The organism is Parabacteroides sp. AM17-47 (genome assembly GCF_003434625.1).
GTDB classification, from domain to species: Bacteria; Bacteroidota; Bacteroidia; order Bacteroidales; family Tannerellaceae; genus Parabacteroides; species Parabacteroides distasonis.
The window spans coordinates 21,007-46,728 of the sequence record NZ_QTLI01000012.1 but is presented as its reverse complement, the minus strand read 5'-3'; the positions used below and the strand labels follow the sequence as shown (position 1 = coordinate 46,728).

Below are 25,722 nucleotides of genomic sequence, written 5' to 3'. Positions count from 1 at the left end.
TAGAAGACGGCAAAAGAAAAAGTTTAATTATTATATTGAACACGGAATACACGAAACACACGGACTGATACTATAGACCTCAGTGTATCGCTGTGTGTTCCGTGTGTTCCGTGTTCAATCCTGTACTTACATCTGCTGCTCGCCGCCGCCAGAGCCGCCGCTCTTCACATCATCGTTATTGATACCGCGTTTTACTTTCTTGATAGCATCTTTCAAGGTACCGAAACGATAGGATACGCTAACTTGTAACATGCGCATCGTTCGGTAATTGGTCTCACGGCGGAAGAACGTATCGTCTGAAGAAGTGTTTTCCATCTTCATTCGTTTCCAGAACGGGTTCTGGAAAGACAACTGAACCGAGAGCTTTTTCTTCAAGAAATCCTTATTTACGGAGATTCCCGTAAAATAGAATGGAGAACGTTTACCCTGCAACTGAATCCAAGGAGAGAAATATCCTCCATGCAAGTTCAAGCGAAAATCCATCGGGAAATTAAACTGCGTACCGGCGAATATACGTCCGCTGAAACCACTGTTCGCCATATCATTCATATCGCTCTTCAAATCCGTATAATCCACACCTCCATTCATATAAATACGGAACAAAGGAACCGGGTTCCAATTTGCGTATACGAACAAGCCCGTAGATTGTTTCTTTCCTATATTACCATAAGTAGTCTGGAAAATACCCGGGTTCTTCGGATCGATAAAGGTATATTGCTCGATCGAATTATTCACGAACGTATAAGTAGCGCTCGCGTTAATGCTGAATTTCTGGGCGAACATACTATAGTTCAAGTTAATATTATTACTTTTCTCAGAGTCCAGATTCGGGTTACCGAAGGATATATTCTGCGGATCCGCATTGTTTACATAAGGATTCAAATACCAGATACCCGGACGCTGGATACGCATATTATATCCCAAGCGAAGCTGTTGCGCCATGCTCAGTTGATAAGAGATCGTAGCGTTTGGCACCACGTCGAAATAATGGGTGTCAAAATTCATATCGGGAGCCATCTCGTATTTCACATCCAAAGAAGTTCCTTCCGCACGGACACCCGCTTTCACGCCAAACTTATCAAACTTCATCGAATAGCCCAGATAAGCGGAATAGATATGTTGGGTATGACGGAAATGGCTATCCTTGGAAGTAACATCTTCCCATATATTCAGCGAATCGTTGAAAGCGGTACGATCTGTATTACTCCGGCTCTGGCGGAATATGTATTTCGCGCCAACCTCCAAGGTCTGGTCCTTCCATGTAGGAGTCGTATAATCCACCTGTCCGGTGTGCTCATTCGTAGAAGCCTTATTGATATTATTTTGCGGATAGCCGAGCCAAGGATTGTAATTCACGACATTCTCTAATTCCGTATAATCCTTACTATCATTCGGAGAATGGCTGAAACGGTAAGAGACCGTCAGCAACTCATCTTTCTTATGGGTAGAGTGCTGGTAATCCACGTTCACGTCCGTAGAACCAAATGTCTCTGTCGTTTCCGAGTTACGGTTATAACTGTAGACCGGATTATGATTGATATCCTGCATATTCACGTTATACTCCGAGAAACTTTTCATCTCGCCACGGAATAAGTTCGCGCCAACGGTCAATAGATTCAAAGAGTCGATCTCATAACTTCCCTCCAAATAACCGAATTGGAACGGTCCACGGCTCTTTCTACGTCCATTTTGTGTCAAGAAGTGTTCCCCGTCATTTTGCAAATCTTCCCGTACGGAGTTAGCGTCATTCCATGGGTCCCGCTCCCGATTATAGTTATAGTTGGCGGTAAGTCCTAATTTTCCGGCTTTTAGAGATACATAACCACCACCGCCTACACGCCCCAACGAACTACCGTTCACACGAACCGTACCAGTATATCCTTGTAGAGCATTTTTCGTTGTAATGATATTAATAATACCACCGATACCCTCGGCGTCATACTTAGCGCCCGGGTCTGTGATCACCTCTATGTTTTTCACGGAATTGGCCGGCATACTCTTTAATACCTCAGCAGGATTATTACTCAACAGGTTAGAAGGTTTACCATTCATGTAGATCTTGAAGTTCGTGGAACCTTTCAATTGGATTTGGTCATCTCCATCCACGGTTACCATCGGCACTTTGCGCAACATATCCAACGTATTGTTGGTCTGTGCCTCGGGGTCATCTTCCAAGCTATAGGTAAGTTTATCAATCTCAGCCTTCACCAAAGGTTTCTGCGCCGTAACCGTCACTTCCCCCAGCCGCTGGTTATCCTCCTGCATATATAACTTACCCAAATCCAAGTTCCTCTGTTTATCCGAGATCGTAAATATTTTCTCGGCAGGAGCTTTTCCTATAGATTGCATAGAGATGATATATTTGCCGGCGCTACTCAATGGTGCCTGAAACTTACCATCCACATCACACGCTAAAAGCTTGACCGGTTTCTCGGGGGTCTTCGCAAAAGCAATTCTCAACGTCGCATAGGGTACGGACTCGTTACTCAGCGAATCTAACACCTGTCCCTTAATTGAATAGGAACCGGTTTTATCAGCCTGCGCATACAGAGGAAGCGCAAGGAACAGTACCCAAAATAAGGTAAATAATTTCTCTTTCATACGTTCATCTATCACTATAAAAATAATACATTTTACTGCAAATTACACTATTTACGATTTCATCGTACAAATAAAGTCATTAATAATGTTCATATTTCCTTTTTCTTCTAAAGAAGTCTGAAAAAAGAGTATTTTTTCATATATAGACGGACATCAAGTAAAACAGGTTGCACAATAATTCTAGGAATCTTTGAGAAAACGAATATATTGTTATTTTTGCATTCGTAATTCTTTAAAATACAATGTCATGAGAACTATCTTTTGTGTATTAGCCACTTTGATGTTGGGTTTGACGAGTCTGCAAGCCCAAAGTTTAAAAGCCATTAAGTTGAACGCTCCCGACAAGACCCGAGGCGCTTCGGTGATGGAAGCCCTGGCAAATCGTCACTCCGAGCGTGAGTTCGCCAACAAGAAACTCAGCCAACAAGATCTTTCCGATTTGATGTGGGCCGCCATTGGGATCAATCGCAAGGACGGGAAACGTACCGCCGCCTCTGCCTTGAACAAACAAGACGTGGATGTTTACGTATTGATGGAAGAGGGTGCTTATCTGTATGATCCGAAAGCCCATCAACTGAACCCGGTAGCGGAAGGTGACCACCGTCCACTGATCGGAGGAAAGCAAACCTCCGTGAACTCAGCTCCCGCTTGTCTATTGATGGTTTCTGATGTTTCCAAATTCGGCAATGTAGGTACACCGCAATTACGAGAGCGTTTTGGAGCGTTAGATGCCGGGCTGGTCTCTCAGAATATCGCCTTGTTCTGTTCCGGATGCGGCTTGGTAACAGTTCCCCGAGGTAGCATGGAGGCAGATGCTTTGAAAAAAGTGTTGAAGCTATCCGACTCCCAAATCCCAATGATTAATCATCCCGTGGGTTACGCTAAATAACAGGGGTACCCCCATCGCCTCACGGCAGTAGTCCCATAAGCCAACACCACTACTGCCGTAGGCTTACGCCACTACTCCTTATGGGGCATGCCAGTAGTCACATTAAAAACACACGCTCCAAGCGAAGATCAAAGCCAGCAACGCAAAGATCACCACCAAAATCGTATTCCCCCAGCGAATCAGGAAAGAGGGTAAACGCTCGATAAATCCCTCTATATTAGCGATACGGGCTGCCAATAACAAGCGAGATTTATCAATCTCACCGTCATCCACGGCGATATTGCGTGCGATCGACTCTGAGAACAGATAACCGTCTTGCATCACTGCGCCACATTGGTCACGCCACCATAAAAGGCTGAAAGATCACAAATCATCTCCACCCACCCGGATATCGCCTTCTACCGGATTATAGTAACCCAATAATAACTTGATCAAGGTTGTTTTCACCGTAAAAAAAGTCTTGTTATAAATAGACTCTTCGATTTGAGACAGCAGAAATATCCAAAAAACATTTTTAGCGGTAGAGCCTATAAATGAGTTTCCCAGCAAAGGATACAAGGTTTGTTACGCCAACACGTTAAGCGGTATTCAAGACATATATCATATCTATTGGAGATTATCAGCTGGAACTTTCCACACATCAATTATTCTATAAACAAGAGTTGTTAAAGGTATTAAGCCCCAAAGATTTCAAGTTACTCTATCAGTTATCCGAACCATTGAATCAACCGGTAAGCAGAGAAAAGCTTTTCCAAGAAATTTGGGAAGGTCAAGAAGCTCATGATAGCTTGAATAATAGTATCTCACGTTTACGTAAGTTATTGGAAAGGGATACCACGCTTTCAATAGATGCCGTAAAAGGAATTGGCTATATATTACAAAAAAAGACCTATTCCCCTCATCGCAATTAAGGGAGGCTTATTGTAGATTTCTTTATACGCTCTTGTTCCCTAGCGCATGATTCGGGAAAAACACGTACGACTTTTTTGAAAAACACGTACGACTTTTCCCGGAAACACATACGTGTTTTGAAAGAAAGATAGCCATGTTTTAAACACACTAATTCTCAATACATTACACACCTATGTCATTAGCTTGCTTATTGTCTGGAATTTGTCTTGGAATACAACGCATCCTTACTTGCCCTGTATTTACATCCACGTAGAGACGCAGCACGCTATGTCACTACAATTAGAGGACATAATGCGGTGAAAATCGAGCAGAAAAAGTCTTTCGCAAATCATACCATTTGCCGCATAAAGAGTTTTCATTATCTTCGCGGAAAATTAATAGAAATGTTATCGTTCTTTATCATACTTCCAATCCTGTATCTTGCAGGGAATATTTATATTTATCTAAAGGGAAAACAGGCTTTGAAAAGCCAGTCTACCGGAGTTAAAGTATTGTTATCCATTGTTTTTTGGGGAGGAGCTTTGTCATTCTTCAGTAGTTTTCTATTCAGGAACCTAGATATGCCGGCTTCTTTCGCTCAAACAGTTTCTCAAGTAGGAACAGGATGGCTCGTGTTCACTTTATACATGGTATTGGCCCTGTTGGTATTTGATATCTTACGACTTTTCCACCTACGTTTCAAATACTCATTCTATTTATCCTTATTCTTAACACTCAGCTTATTAGGATATGGAAACTATAATTACCAACATCCTGATACACGAGTTATCAACATGGTTATCAACAAACCGGCCGATACCGATGGACAGTCGCTGAAGGTCGTAGCCATTAGCGACATACACTTAGGATACGCTACCAACAAGACGATGCTTGCCGGATATGTGGATATGATAAACGCCCAACGCCCGGACATCGTTCTTATCGGTGGAGACTTGATAGACAACAGTGTCGCACCTCTGCGATACGAGCATATGGAAGAGGAACTGTCCAAGATATACGCTCCATTAGGCGTTTATATGGTACCGGGTAACCATGAGTATATCAGTGGCATAGAGGAGAGCGAGAAATTCATAGCGCAGACGCCCATCGTACTTTTAAGGGATTCCGTGGCTATCTTGCCCAATCAGATCCAACTCGTAGGACGGGACGACCGGCATAACAAAGGACGGAAAACTTTAGGTCAGCTTACCGCGAACCTTGATAAAAGCAAACCTGTTATCTTACTAGACCATCAACCCTACGATTTAGAGAAAACGGAAGAGGCTGGCGTAGACTTACAGTTTAGCGGACATACACATCGAGGACAAGTATGGCCGATGAACTGGATCGTGGATCATCTGTTCGAATTAAGTTACGGGATTAAAAAAATCGGAAATAGTACGATTTATGTCTCATCCGGCTTATCTTTGTGGGGACCGCCTTTCCGTATCGGAACGGACAGCGAGATGGTGGTGTTCAATATTACATTCAAAGAGTAAAGATGAAAGTATTTATTCAATCGATCGTAGCGCAGCTATTACTAAATCCGTATATTTTCTGGAGAGGATATCAAGCGCTTCCTCCTAAGAAAAGTTGCCGGATTCCTTTTATCTTGTTTTTCGTACTCGAACTATCGCTTTATTTTTTCGGATTTATTTTTAGGAATGAACTACCTGATAACGTGATAATCACGATCCAATACATCTGTAACACTTGGTATATAGCGTCCATTTATATCACTTTATCTCTCTTGGTACTTGAGTTGATCAGGCTCTCCCAACGTATCAAGCCATGGTTCCCCAAATGGATGAAAGGGCATTGGCAGCAAACCAAGGTAACCCTGTTTTTTCTTATCGTATTCGGTGTTACCGGTTTAATGATTCACGCATACCATACGGTAATGAATCCGATTGTTAAGAACGTATATATCACGTTGCCCAAAGCCGCGGGGGATCGGGATAGCCTGACTATTGTCATGATGAGCGACTTACATATCGGAGAGGTTATCGGGAAGGACTTGGTACAAAAATATGTGGCGCTCAGCAACGCACAGCATCCGGATATGGTGGTATTAGCGGGGGATATCATGGATTATGAATCCCGGTTTGCGGAAAACGCCCACATCGAGGATGATTTAAAACAATTAAAAGCTCCGTTGGGAGTATATATCATTTACGGGAATCATGAATACCGGGCAAACCGGAACGCGAAATATCGTTGGTTGCAAAAGACCGGAGGTACGCTACTAATAGACTCGGTGGTCCAACCGGACTCAACTTTTTATTTGATAGGGAGGGATGATTTCATCCATAAGAAACGAAAATCGCTTCATTCGTTAATGGAAGGGGTGGATACCGGCAAACCGATTATCGTTTTGGATCATCAACCTTGGTCGTTCGCCGAGATGAATATGAATGGGGTGGATTTGGGACTGCACGGACATACGCATAACGGGCAGTTATGGCCTTATCCCCTACTGATGAAACTTGTGTATGAATGCCCGTACGGATATTATAAGAAAGGACCTACGCAATTCTATGTATCTTCCGGCATTGGTATAGCAGGACCTCCTTATCGGGTGGGAACCGTCTCGGAATTGGTCGTATTGCATATCCGCTTCAAAGCCCCCAAACAGACTGGCGAAAGAGGGAAAAGCACGATGCCCATTCAAGGGAGCTGACAATGGGCATCGTAAGCTCGCTTGAATGGGCATTGTAAGGCCCTTTGAATGGGCATCGGCAGAAACCCGCCTATTCGGTACCCTTGGTGGCCGCTTCCAACTCAACCGGCACGCTCAATGTACGCCTGTATAAATCCGGATCGCCCAATACCTCCAACGCTTTCTCCAATACAAGATCATCTTTCAAGCTTTCTTGCAACTCTCCTCGTTGGTAATAATAACGTTTTACGATCTCGGCGGCCATTACTCGTTTCACCTCATCCTTGAAACGATCGAAATCTTTTTCCAGATTCGGAGTCAGCTTAGCCTCTAATTCCTTGAACGCAGTAGAATCCTCCTCCAGATACCCCTCAAACTCAGCCACTTCTTTCAAGTTCTTCAATACTTTCTCGCTTTGGCGGTCATAGGTGAAATTCTTGGACTTGGCGTATTGCTTCAAAGCTTCGAAATCCTCATCGGAAACCGTAAATTCCTCGATGGGAGCGATCGTCTTATGCTTTTGTACCCAATCCGTAACGAAGTCGAACAAGACCGTATCCGCCGCCAAATAATACATCATGGTAGGCACTTTCGGCTCCTTCACCTCAAACTCCGGACGTACGCCACCCCCATCACGAACCGGACGCTTCTTGGACGTATAGAATACGGAAGTCAAGCTATCCGGAATAGCAGCCACGCTACCATCCTCTTTCCGGTGCGAATAATCGATTTGCTGGATGCAACGACCACTCGGGATATAGTATTTACTCATCGTGATTTTCACTTTCCCATTATAAGGCAGGTCACGAGGAGCTTGCACCAACCCCTTACCAAACGAACGTTGTCCCACCAACACGGCACGATCCATATCCTGCAAAGATCCCGATACGATCTCAGCGGCGGAAGCCGTACCTCCATTGATCAATATAGCCAACGGCATTACCGTATCCAAAGGCTCCGTAGAGGTTCGGTACGTACGATCCCATTGCTTGATCTTTCCTTTCGTTGAAAGCACCTCGCTGCCTTTCGGTACGAACATACCTACGATTTGTACGGCACCTTCCAGCACGCCGCCGCCGTTACCGCGCAAATCCAGTACCAAAGACTTAATATTATGATTTTTCTTTAAATCCAAGAATGCCTCTTTCACCTCTTGAGCACTTTTGATAGTAAATGCCTTTAGATAAATATAACCGATACTGTCATTCTTAACCCCGTAGTAAGTAACTTGAGGTGTCGTGATCTGCTTACGGGTAATCTCGAACTTCCGGGGTTTCTTCTCGCCCGGACGTTGGATCGTCAAAACCATCTTCGTATTGGGAACACCTTTCAATAACTCGCTGACCCGGGAGTTTGTCGCCTTGGAAACATCGATCGTATCAATCGCCAAGATCAGATCGCCCGGCTTCAGACCCGCTAAATCGGCCGGCATTCCCTCGGTAGGCTCGGCAATCATCACGCCTCCCTCATTGTTACGCTGACGGATCAAGGAACCGATACCTCCGTATTCGCCGGTCGTCATCAGACTCAATTCCTCCGTTTTTTGCTCAGGATAGTATTCCGTATAAGGATCTAAACCAGCCAACATTGCCTCGATTCCCCGCTGAACGGTTTTATCCACATCCACTGAATCCACGTAGAACATCTCTACTTCTTTCAATAAAGAATTGAAAATGTCTAGGTTCTTACTCACCTCAAAGCGGTTATCTTTTTGCGCCCATCCCGGCACTACGCTACTTGCGACGAACAGCAAGCAAAATAAACCTATAATTCCTCTTCGTTGAACCAATCTGTACATACAATATTTAGTTAATTAACGGCATAAATGTAAGGAATAATACGCCGCCTAAGCCAATATCCCTTTTACTTTTAACTTTATTTGTTCCCATTTATCATACGGAATCTCCGGGCCAACCACGTCGATCACATAGCCCGCCAACATCGATCCGATGCGTGCGGATTGTACCAAAGACGCTCCTATGGATTGACCGTACAAGAATCCGGCGGCGAAGTTATCACCGGCGCCAGTCGTATCAACAGGCTTGCCCCCCTCAGCCGGGACAGAATAAAATTGACCATGACTACCGATCAAGGCACCTTCCTTTCCCAAAGTGACCAATGAGACCTCTACCAACTCAGACAAGGTATGTACGGCCTCAGCAGCCTTCTGCCCGGTAAAAGCCTCAGCCTCACTCTCATTAGAGAACAAAATATCCACATATTTAGGAATGATATCCTCCAGCATTCCTTTAAAAGCATTCACGATATTGAAGTTCGACAAATCCAGCGCTACTTTCAAGCCCAACTTTTTAGCCTTCTCCATCGTAGAACGAACCAACGGTTCGTTTACGAGCAAGTAACCTTCTATATAAATACATTGATATTTACTTAGCATCTCCTCGGTGATCTCATCCGGGGTTATTGTCGGGGCCGGGCCAAGGAAAGTCCCCATCGTACGTTCCCCATCCGGAGAAATCATCACCGTACAGCTACCTGTAAGTCCGTCCGTCTTGATAAAATAGGAACTGACACCCGCTTTTTCCAACGCATCCTCATAAAATCCGCCGATCGAATCATCCCCGATCTTACCGATAAAACCGGAATTCGCCCCTAAAGAAGACATCGAACGCATCGTGTTGCAGACAGATCCTCCCGGGGTTTGCGTACGTGGCAAGCCGGCTAAAGTTGTACGGATAGCGATCATTTGTTCCCTGTTAATCATATCCATAGCTCCTTTCTGTATCCCGATTTCCGATAGGACATCATCATTTTCAAGCCTCAATAAAACGTCAACCAAAGCGTTTCCTAAACCTATTGTATTCATTTTTTCGTAATTTTTTTCGCAAAGATATTGCATATTTCGAAAATACCCCGTACTTTTGCAGTGCAATTTCAGAAAGGGGTTACGGAATAACCTTTGAAAGAGCGAAAAATTCTTCCTTAGCTCAGTTGGTTAGAGCATCTGACTGTTAATCAGAGGGTCCTTGGTTCAAGTCCAAGAAGAAGAGCGAAAAGAGTTTTCATATAGAGATTAAAAAGTTAAAAACTGATTCTTCCTTAGCTCAGTTGGTTAGAGCATCTGACTGTTAATCAGAGGGTCCTTGGTTCAAGTCCAAGAGGAAGAGCAAAAAGAGAGAGATACCTATTAATAGGTATCTCTTTTTTCTTTTGTTCTTTTTCCGTTATTCACAGGGTTTTCAACAGGGTTATTAACAACCCTGTAATCCTCCTACCCTCTCCAAGCGATTAAAAATAAGTTCTTTAATTCTTCCGCAAGGACTCCACGACGCATATTGGGAAGATGAACGTTATCCCGCAAATCAGCGGGCATGTCTTTAATAAGTACATCCGACTCCTGCGAAGCCTTATAAATAAACTCCGTATCAAATAAAAAGCGATTCACCTGAGTTGAGGCCAAAAACGATTTTCCCCGCTGGTTAAAACCTTTCAAACCTCCTTGAGCATCCGTATGCGTTAATCCTAGAAGCGTAAAATTCAATATACGGGAAGCATAACTCATAATCTTTCTTCGAGTACTTAAATGGGTATAATAAGTATGATTCCGCACGGCGATAACGACATCATATCCCGATTCCAACCATTCTACCATCCGGCAGATAGAATCCGCCTCATACGGAAAATCATAATCCGTATATAAAGTAATGGATGAGGTGGAATGAGACAAGCCAGCCCTAACAGCGGCTCCTTTTCCCTTATTCGTATCATAACTTACGATCATCGTATCAGGGAGAGCCTCCAGAAGACGTCCCACCGCATCCTTCGTAAATCCTCTCTTCGAAGCGTCATTCACGACGATAAAACGAAGTGAGCGACCTTTAAGCATCTTTACCAATTCCGCATGTTTCTCGATCATCAAACGTTCCCAGCCTTCTTGTGGGTTATAACAAGGCAAGATAAGGTCGATCGCCTCCTCTTTACCCGGGAGAGTCTTCGGCCGATGAAGCGGCTCTGAAAAATCCAATGTCAATTGCTCCCATACGATCTTAAACCAGATCAACACACAAGGTAGTGCTTTCAACGCATAAGGAATAACATACGTTTTCCGGATATAACAGGGAAATATATCTGTAGGGGAAAGGGATGTCAGAATAAAACAGAAAACGAATAGTACCGTATTCAAGACAGGAGTCGTCTTACGGGTAGGCGTACCTATATACCAAAGGCAGACGGCTATCATGGCTCCCAAATATCCGCTATTCTCTGTTCCGGAGCTAAAAAGAACCATGAACAAAAGAGTAGAGCAAAGAAAATGCATGCGGAACCGCCGGTTATCATATTGATTTATCCTAAAATAAGGAGCAATAAATAAAAGTAGCCCGGGGATAACCAACCAGAGATCACTATACGTATTGACTCCCGAAATCTTACGAACCATCCCCAACAAAGAGATATTTGTATAAGGAGTAAATAAATTCTCTACATTCTTATCGAGAAGTACCTCATACCATTTCACGTATTGACTTGCCACATATTGAGGAGACGTATATAACATCGGAAGAACATACAAGACTATGCCCCAGAAAATAAGTCCTTTCAAAAAGGCGATCCGGCGTTTTGAGAATAGCAGGAAAGCAAGACCGACAATGCCATAAATCTTAGTCATCGTACCCAAGACAATCATTAGCGCCGCCCAAAACTCCTGTTTCCGCTCAATAAAAATAAACGAGAATAAAATCATGCCGGCTATGGCTATGTTAAATTGCTGCATAAGAACACACGTAAATAACTCATTCAAGCATACCCAAATGACAAACGCCTGTTTCCAATCCGCCAATCCGAGTTTACGGATAGCCATATAAAGCAGCAAGCTATTCGCGAGACACCATAGCAACATCCCGATATAAGGAGAGAAGAGGGAGAAAGGCGCTATTATAGCCGTAAAAGGAATCCCGTATAAAAACCGGTCGTGGTATTCATTCGGATAATATATATAAAGGTCTTTCAACTCTAACGCATGGAAAAAGGAAGCCCTATAAATCATAAAGTTATTATAAGTCCTTCCCACAGGTAATTTCAATAAGCAAGCGACAAGGGCCGTCGCAAACCAAACAAATCCGACAAACCTCGGATTCTTAAATATCGGGCGTCTAAAAAATACTCTCAACATATCCTTTTTTATTCGTTACAACTCCACTTTCAAATAAAACTTCTGACAGCCTATATGTTCAAAAGACTCGCCAACGCATAAAAACCCCTATCTAAAACAGTAGAAAAAACGTAAAAAGCATTTTTTTAAGTATTATCTTCGCGACATGGGAAAGAATAAATTAGCTAAGTTTGACGATATGGCGGGCTATCCGCACGTATTCCAATACCCTTTCGCCGCCCTACAAGAAAAAGGGTTTGATATGAAAGGACAGTGGCATGAACGTTTTTTCAAGAACGACCATCCTATTGTTTTGGAATTGGGATGTGGAAAAGGGGAATATACCGTAGGTTTGGGAAAGCTTTTCCCAAATAAGAATTTTATTGGTGTCGATATCAAGGGAGCACGTATGTGGACCGGAGCGAAAGAATCGCTGGAAGCCGGGATGAATAACGTGGCTTTCCTACGTACCAGTATCGAATTGATTTCCTATTTCTTCGCTCCGGGCGAAGTAGCCGAGATCTGGATCACATTTCCGGACCCTCAAATGAAAAAGGTCAATAAGCGTCTGACCGGAACCCGTTTCATGAAAATGTATCGGGAAATCCTTTCCGGAGATGGTATTATCCATTTAAAAACGGATAGTAACTTTATGTATACCTATACGTGCGAGATGGTAAAAGCGAACCATTATCCCGTATTGTTCAGTACAGACGACCTATATCATTCCAATCTGGCGGATGAGATCTTATCCATCAAAACCTATTACGAGCAACAATGGCTGGATCGTGGATTAAACATCAAATACATCAAGTTTGTTTGTGAGGAAAGGGAACGATTGGTGGAACCTGACGTAGAAATAGAGTTAGATCCTTATCGTAGCTTTAATCGCAGTAAACGAAGCGCTTTGGCTTCTGGTAAATAAAAGAATGACTTAAAAAAATCAACAGATATGACAATCTATCCGAATCTGATTATTGAGGCGTTGAAGAACGTTCGTTACCCGGGTACCGGAAAGGACATCGTTTCCATGGGCCTCGTAGAAGACAACATTCGTATCGATGGTATGAATGTCACCTTCTCGTTATTATTCGAGAAGCCGAATGATCCGTTTATCCGCTCCGTAGTAAAAGCCGCGGAGACAGCTATTTTAACCTATGTAAGCCCGGAGGTGAATATCAAGGGAAACATCACGGTAAAAGCCCGTCAGTTAGCTCGCCCGGAACCGGATAAATTATTACCGCAAGTAAAAAATATTATCGCCGTATCTTCCGGTAAAGGAGGAGTTGGTAAAAGTACCGTTGCCGCTAATCTAGCTGTCGCATTGGCTTTACAAGGATATAAGGTAGGATTGCTGGATGCCGATATATTCGGGCCGTCCCAACCCAAGATGTTCAACCTAGAAGAGGCTCGCCCTTATATGGAAGAGGTAGAGGGCAGGGAACTGATCAAGCCGGCCGAAAATTATGGTGTCAAGATGTTATCCATCGGCTTCTTCGTAAATAAAAACGACGCAGTCCTATGGCGTGGAGCAATGGCTAGCAACGCATTGAAGCAATTGATCGGCGACGCCAACTGGGGTGAGCTTGATTATTTCTTAATCGATTTACCTCCCGGAACGAGTGATATCCATTTGACAATGGTACAAACACTAGCGATAACCGGAGCCGTGGTGGTAAGTACGCCGCAAGAGGTTGCTTTAGCGGACGCTCGTAAGGGTATCAGCATGTTCACTGGAGATAAGGTTAATGTCCCTGTTTTAGGATTGATCGAGAATATGGCTTGGTTTACCCCTGCGGAATTACCGGAAAACAAATATTATATATTCGGAAAGGAAGGTTGTAAACGCCTAGCTGAGGAACTGAACGTGCCGTTACTGGGACAGATTCCTATCGTACAAAGTATCTGCGAAGGAGGAGATCAAGGTAAGCCGGTAGCGTTGAACCCGGACTCGATCACAGGAAAGGCATTCCAAGAATTGGCCGAGAATGTAGTCAAGCAAATAGACTATCGCAACGAGCATCTGGCTCCGACAGAGCGAGTGATTGTAACCAAGAAATAAAGATGATTTATACGTATATACGTGTGGTCTCGCACGTATATACGTATCGTCCTACACGTACGCTCGCATGGGCCTACGCCTATATACGTATCAGCCTATGCGAACGTACGTATAAATTCAGCCCACAATATACTTGGCTTTCTTACCGCAAATCTTCCTGATACCCAATACGATCAACCAAGATACAGCGAATGCTACCACAGAAGCGGCAGGAATCTGTAAACCCAATGGGATATTCAAGGCTCTCGCCAACAGCACACTGGGTCCCGTAAAGAAATAATGTACCATATAGATACCGAAACCGCATATGGTTAAGTTCGCCAACATTCGCTTAATCGTATCCGACTTAACATTTACCTTCTTCGCCAGTAAGAAGATAGGAATCGTCATCATCACCACATTGGGAGAACAATAATAAAAGAATAACTCTAACTGTTCCTCCGTGTAAGCAGGCAAAGCGGTCGTATAGCGGAAACCGAAGAAAGTAATGGCATAGCCTACGACAAACATAGGAATGCCTATCCCAACGATCTTTCCTAACGACCAATCATGATTCCTCAGATAATGCCCCAATAGCAAGTAACCGTTAAACCCGGCGAAATAATAAAGCATACTGAATTCATTCCATGAGCATCCACCCCAAATGTAAGGAGATACGAATTCCCGATAGTAAGGAATAAACAAAGTCACTCCCCAACCTGCCAGAAACCATAATTTCGCCTTATCCGAAACTTTCTCGACCCAAGCGGAGAAGATCGGCAAATAAAGATATAAACCTATCAGTAAATAGATATACCACATATGTACATCCAACAATGAGAAATTGAACGGTATCTGGGCGATATAGCCTAAAGACACACTCAACGATTGACGAGTCACCTCTTCTCCCGAATAAGGGAAAAAATCAAGAATAAGTTCCGGCCTCAAACCAAGCAGCCCCGTAAACCAAGGAAATAAATTATAAATAACAGACCAAATCAAGAAAGGCCAGAATACACGCAATATCCTTTTCTTATAGAAAATAGAAGTCTCTTCCCGGACCGGTAGCAACAAGGCTCCCGTAATCATAACGAACAGAGGTACACAAGGACGAAGAAAAGCCCCATAGGCAGCTCCCCAAAACTTAATATTCCCAATAATCGGAGAATCTCCGGGATAGAAATTAAACGGGTCTGTACAATGACAGCAAACAACAGTAAACATCGCGATCAGGCGAACAACGTCCAACCATACGACATGAGTTTTCACGGTAGAGATTTGCTTTTGTTCCATATAAATAACTGTTTCATTCGTAATAGTTGGCGAATATACAAAAAAAGGAATAGTCATACATCGTATCCACGGCTATATAGCTCCGGCTCTCGCTCTTCACCCGACAGAACGGGTGATCGCAACCAAGAATCAAGAAAAGATAACATAAATTGCACCGCAAGTAGTGCAATTCTTTACGAAAAATGCACTATTCACAGTGCAAATTAGTATATTTGCGAAAACATTATAATATATGGATAAGTTACAAACAAGTTTCGATGCGATGTTACGTACTACACCTACCTCATTCCATCGATATATGTTCGACCGCATTAATTGGAACAACCGGCTATTGGGCTTAGTAGGTCCGCGTGGCGTTGGGAAAACTACTTTGATGTTGCAATATGCCAAAGAAAAACTGAACAGAAATACGACCTTGTTCGTCAACGCTGATGATTTGTACTTTTCCAGCCACCACTTAGTGGATTTAGCTGATGACTTCGTCAAGCGAGGAGGGACCCATCTTCTTATAGACGAAATCCATAAATACAAGGACTGGGCCCGCGAGCTAAAACTGATGTATGACTATCACGCAGATCTAAAGATATTCTTCACAGGTTCCTCCATCCTTGATATCAACAAGGGATCGGCAGACCTGAGCCGACGGGCTATCGTCTATTCTATGCAAGGGCTTTCATTTCGCGAATATCTTAATATGTTTCACAACATAGAGATCCAGACCCATACACTAGCCGATATCGTAGAGCACCGCATAGAACTCCCCGAGAAATTCCGTCCTTATGCCTATTTCCAATCCTATCTAGAGAAAGGGTATTATCCGTTCTCGAAAGAAGACCAATTTCATATACGCTTACAACAAGTAATAAACACGACGTTGGAAGTTGATATACCGCAGTATTCAGAAATGAGCATATCAACAGCACGAAAACTAAAGCAATTGCTCACCATCATTGCCCAAAGCGTACCATTCAAACCGAATATGAGTAGCATAGCGATTATGCTAGGAGTGAGTCGCAACAATTTATCCGATTACTTTCTTTATCTCGAGGAATCCGGATTAATCTCCCAACTACGCGATGGAGTCGGTGGCATCAGAGGGCTAGGCAAAGTAGATAAAGTTTATCTGGATAATCCTACTCTTATGTACAATTTGGGGAAGGAAATATCCAACATCGGGAACATCAGAGAAACATTCTTCTTGAATCAAACACGTGTGGAGCAAGAAGTCATCACCTCCCCTATATCGGATTTTCAAATAGCCGACTATACTTTCGAAGTTGGAGGGAAAAATAAAAAGCAAAAGCAACTGCAAGGAATAGAGAACGGCTTCGTTGTAAAGGACAATATCGAACAAGGATACATGAATGTAATCCCTTTGTGGCAGTTCGGGCTCAATTATTAAATCCGCTCATTTAGTTTCATTCGTAATAGTTGGCGAATATACAAAAAGAACACGGAGCACACAGGATACACGGCATCGCACAGATCAATATTACATATCGCAAAACAAATCCGTGTATTCCGTGTGCTCCGTGTGCTCCGTGTTCCTAAAATTAATATACAAAGTCTTTCCTACGAATAAACGCCACCGTACGATGTATTTCCGTGTACATAATAATATCCTCATCGATAAATGGCACCTCTTTCCGGTAATCCTTCAAGAACTTCTCCAACACAGGGGAGGTCCTAGCCGGACGACGGAACTCGATTCCTTGTGCCGCATTCATCAGCTCGATCGCCAAGATATGATCCAAGTTGTCCATGATCTTAAACAATTTCGTCGCCGCATTCGCCCCCATACTCACATGATCCTCTTGTCCATTACTAGACACGATAGAATCGCTGCTCGCCGCATAGCAATACATCTTATTCTGGCTTACCATACTGGCGGCCGCATATTGAGGGATCATGAAACCGGAGTTCAAGCCGGGATTAGCGACCAAGAACTCAGGCAATCCCCGCAAACCCATGATCAATTGAGCGACACGACGTTCCGATATATTTCCTAACTCAGCCAAGGCAATCGCCAAGAAATCATAAGAAATCGCCAAGGGCTGACCGTGGAAATTACCGCCGGAAATAATCTTATCCTCCTCCGGGAAGATCGTCGGATTATCCGTCACGGAATTTACTTCGGTAAGCAGGACATTCGCCACATAATTGATAGCGTCCTTCGTAGCCCCATGCACTTGAGGGATACAACGGAATGAATACGGGTCCTGAACATGTTCCTTTTTCCGGGCGATAAACTCACTTCCCTCCAATAGCCGTCGAAAAGCGGCCCCGGTCTCGATTTGTCCGGGATGCGGACGCATCTGCTGGATACAATCCATGAAAGGATCGATACGCCCATCGAAAGCCTCCAAAGATAAAGCGGCGATCAGATCCGCTTTCTTGGACAGGCTAAACGCACGCATCAAGGCGAATACGCCATTGGCGCTCATAAATTGCGTACCGTTCAATAAAGCTAACCCCTCCTTGCTTTTCAGCTTCACAGGCTTCCAAGCGAACTCGTCCAATACGCTGATCGCTTCCCGTTTGCGGCCCTTATAATAAACGTCACCCACGCCGATCAGAGGCAGGAACAAATTCGCCAGAGGCGCCAAATCACCGGAAGCACCTAAAGAGCCACGATCATACACGATCGGAAGCACGTCATTATTGAAAAAATCCAGAATACGTTGTACGGTGATCACCTGTACGCCACTATGCCCCAACGAAAGGGCATGCGCTTTCAATAACATCATCAAACGGACGATCACCGGACTTACCTCATCCCCTACGCTACAGGCATGACTTTTCACCAAGTTCTCTTGCAAGGTGCTCAATTCGTCCGGAGAGATATTCTTATTACATAAGGAACCGAAACCGGTAGTAATCCCATACAAAGGCCCCTCCTGCTGCTCGATTTTATGATCCAAGTAATCCCGGCAACGCTGGATGCGCTCCTTCACCTCGAGTGAAAGCTCCAACTTCATATTTTGAGTAAGTATCCGTTCGACTCCCTCAAAAGAGAGAGGCTCGGAACCCACATAATAGACATTGCTCATATGCTATAATTTAGTCTTCACCCAATCCAATAACTTTTGCTCTACACGGATAGCGTTCGCCTCCAGTTCATCCGCTTTCTTCCGCATCTTTCCGACGAACACCTCGTCTTGGATGGACGTTAAGTTAATTCGGACATTCAATAAAGCCCCCAATACACAAGTACGGGCAGCCATCATCGCCACGCAAGCATCCGTGACGGCATTCTGATTACCTTTGTGAGCCACATAGATAATCGTCTCCATTACGGAACCGATCTCCTCCGCCACCCTCATCGGAACAATAGCCGCCTCTTTAGTAGCGCTCTGTATCGCATTCGTACGGATCACCTGTTCGTCAGGCGTTTCTTTCGGCAACTTAAAAGCTGAGAATACACGATCATAAGCCTCGCTGTCCTTATCAATATATTCAGTAAGACGCTCACGGATCAAAGCCGCCTCGATAGCGATCGTTTTCATTTGTCCTTCCACTTCCGCATATTTCTTTTTGCCAACAGTCAGATGGGCCACCATCTCTGTCAAAGCTGCCGCTATAGCGCCATTCAAGGCAGATATACTTCCACCACCGGGAACGGGAGCACTACCCGCCGTTTCCGCCAAAAAATCTTTAATTGTCAAGTCTGCTAACATAGTATTTTGATTTAAATGATTCAACAATTCTTATCTTACATCATATAAAGTTCCCCGTCCTTAATTACGGTATCCACGAGATTCATTCCCACATGATAAGGTAGAAACTTATAAGACGGGTATTTCAGCAAGATCACGTCCGCACGTTTTCCCACGCTGATACTTCCAATCTCGGAGGCACGTCCCACAGCTGCGGCTCCATTAATGGTCAATGCCGTTACCGCTTCTTCAGGGCTCATCTTCATATAGATACAGGCCAAGGCTATCATCATCGGGATCGAGGCCGAAAAACAACTTCCCGGATTTAGATCGGAAGCTAAAGCCACCGCGCAACCGGCATCTATCATTTTCCGGGCAGGCGCATACGGCTCATTCAAGGAAAAGGCAGTCAGCGGAAGTAAGGTAGCTACGACACCCGCTCTTGCCAGACGTTTGATGCCTGTATCCGATATATGTAATAAATGATCAGCACTTACACACTTCAAGGAGGCCGCCAGTTCCGCCCCTCCGAAAGGAACGATCTCATCCGCATGCATCTTCAATTTAAAACGATGATGACGGGCGGCACGAAGCAAGCGCTCACTCTGTTCTAACGAGAAAACGCCTTTCTCACAAAACACATCACAAAACGTAACCGTATGTTCGGCTCGTATGGCAGGAAGAACTTCCTCGATCATATAATCCACATAATCGTCCGTACGACCGGCAAATTCAGGAGGAACAGCATGAGCTCCCAAAAAGGTCGATACGACATCCATCGGATGAGACTCATTCAGGTCCGACATGACACGAAGCTGAACTAATTCTGTTTGCAAATCCAAACCATAACCACTTTTCCCCTCCACCGTGGTAACACCCATGGAGAATAACTCATCCAAACGTTCTTCCCCTCTGTCCCATAGTGTATCGAAATCACTTTCACGGGTAGCTTTCATCGTATTCACGATACCTCCACCACGCTCCATGATCGACATATAACTATCTCCCCGCAATCGCCAAGAGAACTCCTCCTCCCGGTAACCGCCAAAGATAAAATGCGTATGGCTATCTACAAATCCGGGTAACACCGCTTGGTTCTCCGCCCGAATCTCCAAATAATCCTCCGCATGGATGTTTCGAAGTACCTCCTCCGTAGGTCCTACATGCGTAATAACCCCATCAGACATCGCTACGGCTCCATCCTCGATAACGCCTAAATCAGACATCTCCGCTCCCCGTCGTGCCTTATCCCCATGACAAGTGACGATCTGGGCAGCATTCCTGATTAATATCTTGCTATTCTCCATACGCTATTCCATAATACGGGCTTCCAATACTTGATTCATAGAGAAGTCCTCTAATCCCAAATAGTAAGAGGCCGTATCGATCAACGCCTCCATAGGAACCAAGCCGATAATCTCGCTCCCCACCACCGGAACACCATATCTGCGAGCTTCGATACGAACTAACTCGAAGGCCCGGTACAAGGCCGTACGGGTATAATCGGTCATATTAATAGAGACCTGTACGATACCACGTTCCTTCAACTCAACCCCCATCGCTTTACAATAGCGTAAACCTCCGCCGATGAAACGGATTTTCTTCGCTATATCCGTAGCGATCTGCAATTGATTCGTTCCTAAGTTCACATTATAGGCGACCAAAGGCATGCGGGCTCCTATGGCGACCGTACCGGCTGTCGGATGTCTTTCGGCCGGACCAAAATCAGGTTTCCACTCCGGTTGATGGATTTTCTCTGCCATCCCTTCAAACTCTCCTTTACGGATCGCAGCCAGATTCTCCCGGTAAGGGACGGAAGCCGATTTCTCATATAAGAAGACCGGCACGGCATAATGAGCGCCCACTTCCTCCCCTACTTCCTTAGACAAGGCGATCGCCTCTTCCATCGTACATCCGCGAATCGGTATAAAAGGAACAACATCTACGGCCCCCATTCGAGGATGTTGACCGCTATGCTTGTTTAAATCGATCAACTCAACGGCAACTCCAATGGCCTCCAATACGGCTTGTTTTAAAGCGACTGGCTCCCCTACCACGGTAACAACCAAGCGATTATGATCCTCGTCATTACTATAGTCCAACAGTTTAACACCCGTCTTAGCCCGGAAAGGCGCTACGATCTTATCTATCTTCTCCAGATCCCGTCCTTCACTGAAGTTAGGGACACATTCCATAATCTTATTCCAAGTACTCATACCTTTTTATTTAATGATGTTTGTACGATTTCATGAATAAACGCCCTCTCCGGGATATACGGAAGGGTAATATGATACTGTTCGCCACGGTTCTCATTGAAAGTAGCGCTCGTACGCATCGCATTCGGGTTACGGGCCCATGAGCGACGAGCGACACCCCCCATCACGTCCCATATCATAGCAGAGCGAAGTATCTCGTCCACCCGCTCACTACCATCGAGAACCATACCGAAACCTCCGTTTATCGCCTTACCGATACCAACTCCTCCACCATTATGAAGAGCGACCAAGCTCATACCCCGGGCGGCATTTCCAGCGAAGCACTGCACCGCCATATCAGCCATCACATTGCTTCCGTCCCGTATATTAGAGGTCTCACGGAATGGAGAATCCGTACCGCTCACGTCATGATGGTCTCGTCCCAACATAATCGGGCCTACCTCCCCATCACGTACCATTCGGTTAAACTCAAGGGCGATCTTCAAGCGCCCCTCAGCGTCTTGATATAAGATCCGGGCTTGCGTACCCACCACCAAACGGTTCTTCTCCGCGTCACGTATCCAATTATAATTATCCATATCCTGCCCTCTTCGAGTCGGATCGATACACGCCATAGCCGCATGATCCGTGCGAATCAAATCTTCCGGCTTACCGCTTAAACATACCCAGCGGAAAGGGCCATACCCATAATCAAATAATTCCGGCCCCATGATATCTTCCACATAAGAAGGCCATATAAAACCATCTTTCTCGTCCACACCGTTACGGGAAATCTCATGTATACCGGCATCATAGATCGCTTTCATGAAGGAGTTCCCATAGTCAAAGAAATAGGTACCCCGGGCAACCAGACGCTTGATCACCTCGAAATGTCGCTTCAACGTTTTATCGACCAAAGCACAAAAGTCTTCCCGGTGATGAGCCAATAATTCCGTACGTTCCTCAAACGTCACGCCTACCGGGCAATAACCACCTTCATAGACCGCATGACACGAGGTCTGATCACTCAAAAGGTCGATGGAAAGCCCCTGTTTATCGGCATATTCCAATAAATCCACGATATTGCCATGAAAAGCGATAGAGATCGGTTCTTTCTTACGAATCGCCTCGTCGGCTAAGGAGAAAGCTTTCCCCATATCATCCGTCACATACTGGACCCATCCTTGGCATCGGCGTGTCTCGATACGGGAAGCGTCTACCTCGGCGATTATACTGGCAGCACCGGCAATCACGGCGGCTTTAGGTTGAGCGCCACTCATTCCTCCTAAACCGGAAGATACAAACAGATAGCCTCGCAAATCCTTATCTTGTGGAATCCCTAATTTCTTACGTCCAGCATTCAACAATGTATTAAACGTACCGTGTACGATACCTTGCGGGCCGATATACATCCAACCTCCGGCCGTCATCTGTCCATAATTAGCGACTCCCATCTGGGCGGCGATATGCCAATCCTTTTGGTTATCGAACATTCCCACCATCATGGAGTTCGTGATAATCACCCGTGGGGCATCCGGCTTAGAATGAAACAATCCCAGAGGATGCCCAGATTCAATCACCAAGGTCTGCTCCTCGGTCAGCTCCTCCAAATACTTCTTAATCAAACGATATTGCATCCAATTCTGGCAGACCTGCCCAGTCTCGCCATACGTAACCAACTCGTAAGGGTACAAAGCGATATCAAAGCAGAGGTTATTATCGATCATTACTTGAAAGGCCTTTCCCTCGATACATTTACCTTTATATTCAGAGATAGGCTTCGCTTTCAGGTCTCCCTGCGGACGGTAGCGATAACCATAGATCCGTCCCCGGGTCAATAATTCCTCCATGAACTCAGGAGCTAGCTTCTCATGTAATTCAACAGGGATGTAACGAAGCGCGTTCATCAATGCCGTTTCTGTTTGAGCGGGCGTAAGCGAATAGCCGCGATCGGGAGCACGGCGAATACCGGAAACGAAGGAAGGATATTCCGGCAAATAGTTATCAAGATGTATTTCCATAACGTGAATGATTTAGTAGGTGCTTACAATCTGCAAGGAATTTCACGGATTCAGCGCCGACAAGTTAGCGATTATCCAAATCCCAACCAATTATCATTCCATGTTTAGAAGCATAAAAAAGCCCCCGTCTCTCTCATCCACCCTAAGGGAAAGAAAGACGGGGGCATAATTATAATTGTTCAGTAGTAGAAGTTGTTTCGTAAATACAATAGTCCGTTAGTTTTCACAAAAGAAATCAAAAATAAGTTTTGACAGCAAATTCAAATTGTTCTATGAATATCTTCTTGAAAGCGGCAATGTTATTCTGTTCATAGAATATCAGCATGGCTTTTTTGTAGTCTATGGAATCAACCGTTCTGAATGAGATTGGGCAATAACCATTGGCTATCAGTATGGCATTGCTTGTGATACGGGCAGTACGTTTGTTTCCATCCGAAAATGCCTGAATATAAGAAAGGAGAACCAGTGCAAGTAATGACTTCTCAAAGATATTGTCTTTGCCATTGATAAGTTTACAGGAATCTTCCAATGCCTCACGAATCTGGAACTCGTTATCAAGGGGACGATAGTTCGTACCTGTGATACCCACACGTCGGCATCGTATGTTTCTTTCCACACCTAAGTCCTTGGTCAGTAAAGAATGGATGTCCTCTATGCGGTGGACGGATATTTCCTTAAGATAGTCGGGCACATTGAGAACAAAATCAAGCGCATCTTTGTGATTGAGCAGCATGATAGCTTCTTCCCTTGTCTTACCAGTAGCTTCCTGTCTTTCTTTCAGCAGGCGCTCCGTTTCTAGCAGGGAATAAGTATTGCCCTCGATTTGTGAAGATTTCCACGACAGGTCAACTCCCAGTCTTTCCATCTCCTTTTTGTAATCTGTTTCAGAAAGTTCTTCAAGGTGGGTTCTGAAAGTGGACTGAGCTTTATCCAAACGTTTACATTCCTCTTCTGTGAAAAGTGAAACCTTTGGCAGAATCTGTTTTATGAGTTCGAAATTGAAATTTTCCTGCACAGTACGATCATCCATTTCATTCTTGAAATAGGTATCAATATCCAAAGGCATCGTTACCTGAGCTTGTGGAGTAAGCGAGTATTTGGTAGCAGGTCCTTTTCCATACACTTCTATAAGACCTTTGCTGACAGCATCAGCCAAGAGTCTTTTCATGGTGCTGTCGCTTGGTGCATTTACCAGCATGGAAGCTATCGCTCCTCTATTTGATAGCGGATGATAGTGCAATACCTGTAGGATTTCTGTTTCGATAGTCATAACATTCCTTTCACTAAATCGGCTCAAAAGTACTAATTTTCCTTCAACTATCGGCTCAAATTGAGCCGATAGTCGTATCTTTACCGCAATATTTGAGCCGATTTGCAATATTTTCCCAATACCCAATGCGTAGGAACACGATCCTAGCTCTCTCACACATGGTCATAAACTCCGCTCTCGAATAGAGTAAGACTTTGGGGCGAAGGAAAAGTTCAGCTAAAGAACACAAAAAAAGGTGCATCAAAATGACACACCCTCCTCGTAACAAAAATAAAATCTTTATGATTAGCCTTTACTTAGGCCTACGCATTGAAACGAATTTAGCTCATGAAAGCTGTTAAAATCAACGCTCAATCAAGCCCCTTATACCTCCAACGATATACTCAATATCCCGATCCGTCACATACGGGCCGGAAGGCAGGCACAACCCAACCTTAAACAAAGATTCGCTCACCCCATTCACATAAGCCGGGCAATCCTTATAAACAGGTTGCTTATGCATCGGTTTCCACAAAGGACGGGATTCTATACCCATCGCGTCAAGTCCCACACGCATCGCCTCGACATTGGCATTAGGCTCGCAATCCGTATGTGCGTTAACCGCCGCATGAGTCACACCGCCCGCACCACCAACAGCACCTTGTACCGTTGCTTGATAAGCATTCTCCTGCCCTTTCACCCTCAATAAAGGATCCAAGACAATCGTATTCAACCAATAGTTACTATCAAAACGACCGGAAGGATTCTCATGCAAGGTGATCCCTTTCACATCCTTCAACAGTTCCCGGTATAAATCACACGTATGCTTATGATGAGCTACATGAGCATCAGCCACCGTCATCTGACCACGCCCGATACCCGCACAAATATTCGACATCCGGTAATTATACCCGATCCGCTCATGCTGGTAATACGGATAAGCCTCCCGAGCCTGCGTAGCGTAGAACATGATCTCCCGCTTAGCCTCCTCATCCGGACAAATCAACGCACCATCACCACTGGTCGTAATCATCTTATTCCCAATTCTATAAATTTTGTTCGCAGCGAAGATATATCTTTCAATTAATAGCCATTTTTGACTGCTTACATAATTAAATCT

The 25,722-nt window shown here is 44.5% G+C and carries 18 protein-coding genes, 2 tRNA genes and 2 pseudogenes; 9 read left to right on the top strand and 13 right to left on the bottom strand.

Features of this window, described 5'->3' with window-relative positions:
• Positions 1 to 126 precede the first annotated feature (126 nt).
• The gene (locus DW205_RS11220; RefSeq protein WP_005867832.1) at positions 127 to 2,601 is read right to left on the bottom strand and encodes an outer membrane beta-barrel family protein; all 2,475 of its coding nucleotides are present in this window, start codon (positions 2,599 to 2,601) and stop codon (positions 127 to 129) included.
• A 247-nt stretch (positions 2,602 to 2,848) separates the two neighbouring features.
• Between DW205_RS11220 and DW205_RS11215 the strand changes: the two genes are divergently transcribed.
• Positions 2,849 to 3,490, top strand: coding sequence for a SagB/ThcOx family dehydrogenase (locus DW205_RS11215; protein WP_005867829.1), 642 nt, complete (start codon positions 2,849 to 2,851; stop codon positions 3,488 to 3,490).
• A 189-nt stretch (positions 3,491 to 3,679) separates the two neighbouring features.
• Here DW205_RS11215 and DW205_RS11210 read toward each other — a convergent pair.
• A pseudogene (locus DW205_RS11210) lies at positions 3,680 to 3,934 on the bottom strand (ATP-binding cassette domain-containing protein); the annotation flags it as partial.
• Positions 3,935 to 4,152: 218 nt separating this feature from the next.
• Between DW205_RS11210 and DW205_RS22520 the strand changes: the two are divergent.
• The 3 genes from DW205_RS22520 (at position 4,153) to DW205_RS11195 (ending at position 7,061) form a co-directional block, all read left to right on the top strand.
• Positions 4,153 to 4,401 carry a helix-turn-helix domain-containing protein gene (locus DW205_RS22520; protein WP_227793916.1) on the top strand — a complete coding sequence of 83 codons (249 nt, stop codon included), beginning with the start codon at positions 4,153 to 4,155 and terminating at the stop codon, positions 4,399 to 4,401.
• Positions 4,402 to 4,785: 384 nt separating this feature from the next.
• Positions 4,786 to 5,880 carry a metallophosphoesterase gene (locus DW205_RS11200; RefSeq protein ID WP_005867826.1) on the top strand — a complete coding sequence of 365 codons (1,095 nt, stop codon included), beginning with the start codon at positions 4,786 to 4,788 and terminating at the stop codon, positions 5,878 to 5,880.
• Positions 5,881 to 5,882: 2 nt separating this feature from the next.
• Positions 5,883 to 7,061: a metallophosphoesterase gene (locus DW205_RS11195; protein WP_005867824.1), complete on the top strand. Its 1,179-nt coding sequence runs from the start codon at positions 5,883 to 5,885 to the stop codon at positions 7,059 to 7,061.
• Positions 7,062 to 7,131: 70 nt separating this feature from the next.
• Here the strand turns inward: DW205_RS11195 and DW205_RS11190 are convergent, their stop codons facing one another.
• On the bottom strand, positions 7,132 to 8,838 hold the full coding sequence (locus tag DW205_RS11190) for a S41 family peptidase (protein WP_005867822.1): 1,707 nt from the start codon (positions 8,836 to 8,838) through the stop codon (positions 7,132 to 7,134).
• Positions 8,839 to 8,886: 48 nt separating this feature from the next.
• Positions 8,887 to 9,864, bottom strand: a complete 978-nt coding sequence (locus DW205_RS11185; RefSeq protein ID WP_005867821.1) for an adenosine kinase — start codon at positions 9,862 to 9,864, stop codon at positions 8,887 to 8,889.
• A gap of 110 nt (positions 9,865 to 9,974) precedes the next feature.
• On the opposite strand from DW205_RS11185, the gene DW205_RS11180 reads away from it, so the two are divergent.
• Positions 9,975 to 10,048 (top strand) — tRNA-Asn (locus DW205_RS11180).
• Between the two features lie 43 nt (positions 10,049 to 10,091).
• Positions 10,092 to 10,165: transfer RNA gene (locus DW205_RS11175), tRNA-Asn, on the top strand.
• A gap of 104 nt (positions 10,166 to 10,269) precedes the next feature.
• Here DW205_RS11175 and DW205_RS11170 read toward each other — a convergent pair.
• Positions 10,270 to 12,168 (bottom strand): glycosyltransferase 87 family protein, encoded by a 1,899-nt coding sequence (locus DW205_RS11170; RefSeq protein ID WP_005867820.1) that lies wholly within the window; start codon positions 12,166 to 12,168, stop codon positions 10,270 to 10,272.
• 145 nt (positions 12,169 to 12,313) lie between these two features.
• Between DW205_RS11170 and trmB the strand changes: the two genes are divergently transcribed.
• A complete protein-coding gene (trmB, locus tag DW205_RS11165) occupies positions 12,314 to 13,072 on the top strand; it encodes a tRNA (guanosine(46)-N7)-methyltransferase TrmB (RefSeq protein ID WP_005867819.1) in 759 nt (252 codons plus the stop codon).
• A gap of 27 nt (positions 13,073 to 13,099) precedes the next feature.
• Positions 13,100 to 14,209 carry an Mrp/NBP35 family ATP-binding protein gene (locus DW205_RS11160; protein WP_005859141.1) on the top strand — a complete coding sequence of 370 codons (1,110 nt, stop codon included), beginning with the start codon at positions 13,100 to 13,102 and terminating at the stop codon, positions 14,207 to 14,209.
• Positions 14,210 to 14,326: 117 nt separating this feature from the next.
• Here the strand turns inward: DW205_RS11160 and DW205_RS11155 are convergent, their stop codons facing one another.
• Positions 14,327 to 15,481, bottom strand: a complete 1,155-nt coding sequence (locus DW205_RS11155; RefSeq protein WP_005867818.1) for an acyltransferase — start codon at positions 15,479 to 15,481, stop codon at positions 14,327 to 14,329.
• 232 nt (positions 15,482 to 15,713) lie between these two features.
• Between DW205_RS11155 and DW205_RS11150 the strand changes: the two genes are divergently transcribed.
• The gene (locus DW205_RS11150; protein ID WP_005867817.1) at positions 15,714 to 16,883 is read left to right on the top strand and encodes an ATP-binding protein; all 1,170 of its coding nucleotides are present in this window, start codon (positions 15,714 to 15,716) and stop codon (positions 16,881 to 16,883) included.
• 151 nt (positions 16,884 to 17,034) lie between these two features.
• On the opposite strand, the gene hutH is transcribed toward DW205_RS11150, so the two are convergent.
• The 7 genes and pseudogenes from hutH to DW205_RS11115 form a co-directional block, all read right to left on the bottom strand.
• Positions 17,035 to 18,531, bottom strand: a complete 1,497-nt coding sequence (hutH, locus tag DW205_RS11145) for a histidine ammonia-lyase (protein ID WP_005867816.1) — start codon at positions 18,529 to 18,531, stop codon at positions 17,035 to 17,037.
• A 3-nt stretch (positions 18,532 to 18,534) separates the two neighbouring features.
• A complete protein-coding gene (locus DW205_RS11140) occupies positions 18,535 to 19,158 on the bottom strand; it encodes a cyclodeaminase/cyclohydrolase family protein (protein WP_005867815.1) in 624 nt (207 codons plus the stop codon).
• A gap of 35 nt (positions 19,159 to 19,193) precedes the next feature.
• Entirely contained in the window at positions 19,194 to 20,444 is a 1,251-nt protein-coding gene (gene hutI / locus DW205_RS11135; protein ID WP_005867814.1) for an imidazolonepropionase, read from the bottom strand.
• A 3-nt stretch (positions 20,445 to 20,447) separates the two neighbouring features.
• Positions 20,448 to 21,353 carry a glutamate formimidoyltransferase gene (ftcD, locus tag DW205_RS11130; protein ID WP_005867812.1) on the bottom strand — a complete coding sequence of 302 codons (906 nt, stop codon included), beginning with the start codon at positions 21,351 to 21,353 and terminating at the stop codon, positions 20,448 to 20,450.
• Positions 21,350 to 23,353, bottom strand: coding sequence for a urocanate hydratase (locus DW205_RS11125; RefSeq protein ID WP_005867810.1), 2,004 nt, complete (start codon positions 23,351 to 23,353; stop codon positions 21,350 to 21,352). The genes ftcD and DW205_RS11125 overlap by 4 nt, the downstream gene beginning before the upstream one ends.
• Positions 23,354 to 23,588: 235 nt before the next feature.
• Positions 23,589 to 24,623 carry a Fic family protein gene (locus tag DW205_RS11120; protein WP_005867808.1) on the bottom strand — a complete coding sequence of 345 codons (1,035 nt, stop codon included), beginning with the start codon at positions 24,621 to 24,623 and terminating at the stop codon, positions 23,589 to 23,591.
• 343 nt (positions 24,624 to 24,966) lie between these two features.
• Positions 24,967 to 25,644, bottom strand: a pseudogene (locus DW205_RS11115) (DegT/DnrJ/EryC1/StrS family aminotransferase); the annotation flags it as partial.
• Between the last annotated feature and the right edge of the window lie 78 nt (positions 25,645 to 25,722).

Coding starts and splice junctions, on each gene's coding strand:
- DW205_RS11220 (WP_005867832.1), bottom strand. CDS start 2,601: ATGAAAGAGAAATTATTTACCTTATTTTGGGTACTGTTCCTTGCGCTT.
- DW205_RS11215 (WP_005867829.1), top strand. CDS start 2,849: ATGAGAACTATCTTTTGTGTATTAGCCACTTTGATGTTGGGTTTGACG.
- DW205_RS11200 (WP_005867826.1), top strand. CDS start 4,786: ATGTTATCGTTCTTTATCATACTTCCAATCCTGTATCTTGCAGGGAAT.
- DW205_RS11195 (WP_005867824.1), top strand. CDS start 5,883: ATGAAAGTATTTATTCAATCGATCGTAGCGCAGCTATTACTAAATCCG.
- DW205_RS11190 (WP_005867822.1), bottom strand. CDS start 8,838: ATGTACAGATTGGTTCAACGAAGAGGAATTATAGGTTTATTTTGCTTG.
- DW205_RS11185 (WP_005867821.1), bottom strand. CDS start 9,864: ATGAATACAATAGGTTTAGGAAACGCTTTGGTTGACGTTTTATTGAGG.
- DW205_RS11170 (WP_005867820.1), bottom strand. CDS start 12,168: ATGTTGAGAGTATTTTTTAGACGCCCGATATTTAAGAATCCGAGGTTT.
- trmB (WP_005867819.1), top strand. CDS start 12,314: ATGGGAAAGAATAAATTAGCTAAGTTTGACGATATGGCGGGCTATCCG.
- DW205_RS11160 (WP_005859141.1), top strand. CDS start 13,100: ATGACAATCTATCCGAATCTGATTATTGAGGCGTTGAAGAACGTTCGT.
- DW205_RS11155 (WP_005867818.1), bottom strand. CDS start 15,481: ATGGAACAAAAGCAAATCTCTACCGTGAAAACTCATGTCGTATGGTTG.
- DW205_RS11150 (WP_005867817.1), top strand. CDS start 15,714: ATGGATAAGTTACAAACAAGTTTCGATGCGATGTTACGTACTACACCT.
- hutH (WP_005867816.1), bottom strand. CDS start 18,531: ATGAGCAATGTCTATTATGTGGGTTCCGAGCCTCTCTCTTTTGAGGGA.
- DW205_RS11140 (WP_005867815.1), bottom strand. CDS start 19,158: ATGTTAGCAGACTTGACAATTAAAGATTTTTTGGCGGAAACGGCGGGT.
- hutI (WP_005867814.1), bottom strand. CDS start 20,444: ATGGAGAATAGCAAGATATTAATCAGGAATGCTGCCCAGATCGTCACT.
- ftcD (WP_005867812.1), bottom strand. CDS start 21,353: ATGAGTACTTGGAATAAGATTATGGAATGTGTCCCTAACTTCAGTGAA.
- DW205_RS11125 (WP_005867810.1), bottom strand. CDS start 23,353: ATGGAAATACATCTTGATAACTATTTGCCGGAATATCCTTCCTTCGTT.
- DW205_RS11120 (WP_005867808.1), bottom strand. CDS start 24,623: ATGACTATCGAAACAGAAATCCTACAGGTATTGCACTATCATCCGCTA.